The 1,520-nt window shown below is 57.4% G+C and carries 3 protein-coding genes; 1 reads left to right on the forward strand and 2 read right to left on the reverse strand.

Annotation, left to right across the window (positions count from 1 at the left end; genetic code table 11):
- Window positions 1–203: 203 nt before the first annotated feature.
- Entirely contained in the window at window positions 204–641 is a 438-nt protein-coding gene (locus CXY71_RS00090; RefSeq protein WP_146072680.1) for a hypothetical protein, read from the forward strand.
- 266 nt (window positions 642–907) lie between these two features.
- Here CXY71_RS00090 and CXY71_RS00095 read toward each other — a convergent pair whose 3' ends face one another.
- Both CXY71_RS00095 and CXY71_RS00100 read right to left on the reverse strand, forming a co-directional pair.
- Window positions 908–1,288, reverse strand: coding sequence for an ester cyclase (locus CXY71_RS00095; protein WP_104133718.1), 381 nt, complete (start codon window positions 1,286–1,288; stop codon window positions 908–910).
- Window positions 1,288–1,520, reverse strand: a 233-nt coding sequence (locus CXY71_RS00100) for a transposase (protein ID WP_146072681.1), incomplete at its 5' end; no start/stop codon positions are given. The genes CXY71_RS00100 and CXY71_RS00095, both read right to left, overlap by 1 nt.

Consider the following 1,520-nt stretch of genomic DNA (forward strand, 5'->3'; position numbering starts at 1 on the left):
TTCGCACGCCGCTTTTTCCGTTCCCGAGTTTCTTACCTTTGACAGTTAGAAACCTAGGCGGAGAGCGGCGTGCGGCCGTTATGGCGCTCCCAACGGACCCACGGTTACGTCAGGAGAGCCCGTTTCGGCCGTTATTTGTGACCGATTTCTGAGTGATCGACCATCTTGACACACACCATTTGGGTCTCATAGATTTTCTTGCGTTGCCCGAGACCCTGCCAACGGATTCACTCACCACGTCCAAGGAGTGCCGTGTCTACACTCGTCATTCGATCGCCCGGGACCGCACCATCACCGCCGCCGAGACGGAGCAGCGTCCTCCCGGGGACGGTGTCAGCAATCATCTGCTTCTCGAACGAGTAGCCGCCGGTGACGCACTCGCCTTCGGCACTCTGTATGACGTCTTCGCCGCCGAAACCTATGCAATCTGTCTGTACAAGTTTGCAATGCCGTCATCGGCCGACAAAGCCATGGTCAAAATATGGATCTTCATATGGAGCCACGCTGCCGCACTCAACGAACAGACGGGTTCAACGAAATCCATCGTGCTGTCCACTGCCTGGGCCGTCACCTCGCAGCGCCGCAGAAGCCCCTCTACAACTGCTCACCCGAAAGGCCCGCTCGGCCCCTCGTGCTTATGAAACCAACAAAATGCGCGGCGAAACGCAACGCGCGATGTTGGTAGCAGCAACGAATTCACGAGCCACCCCTACCACGCTTAAACGTTGACAGATCGGCCGCACTGCCAGGAACACCAGTACAACCTTGCCTGCGTGCAAAGTGCGAGATCAAGGCCGTCTTACGTCGTACATCACTTTTTAAAAATGCGTCCTCGGCCCTACCCCTTCTGCTTGGAAACGCCAGTTGTCACAGCCTAGGGTGCGAGGCCGAGTTGTTCGAGCATGCCCTATTGGTCGCTGCTACCCCACCGCTCGACAAGTTTGCCGTTCTCAAACCAGCTAATTTGCATGCCACGAACAGACATCGCTTTTCCGCTAGCGGCGTGGCCCATGAGGGGGCCTTGGTGGGTGCCGGTGAGGGTATAGGCGAATGCGACGTCGGTATCGTTTGCAACGAGGCGCTCGACGGTGATGTGCAGGTCGGGGAAAGCAGCAATCATCTCACCGAAGAATGCTTTGTAGCCTGCCGGTCCTGGGCCTTGACCAAGGGCAGGGTCATTGTCGACTGCGTCTTCGGCCACAAGATCATCGAGAAGGTCAAGTTCTCCGCTGTTTACGGCGTCACCAAACGGGTGTGTCTCGGTAACGGTGTTTCCGGCGTTTTTCATTAGTAGGATTCTGCGTTCGGCCAGCGGTCGTGGAAGGTGATGGCGAAGATGTTGAGAGCTGGTTTCCACCTCATCGTCCAACGAGCTCGGCCCTCACCGGTGGGGTCGAGACTGCGAGTGACCAGATACAAGCATTTTAGAGCGGCCTGCTCGGTGGGGAAATGTCCTCGAGCACGCACCGCCCGCCGATACCGGGCGTTAAGCGACTCGATCGCATTGGTGGAGCAGATCA

It is taken from the genome of Cryobacterium sp. Y62 (assembly GCF_002929785.1).
GTDB lineage: Bacteria > Actinomycetota > Actinomycetes > Actinomycetales > Microbacteriaceae > Cryobacterium.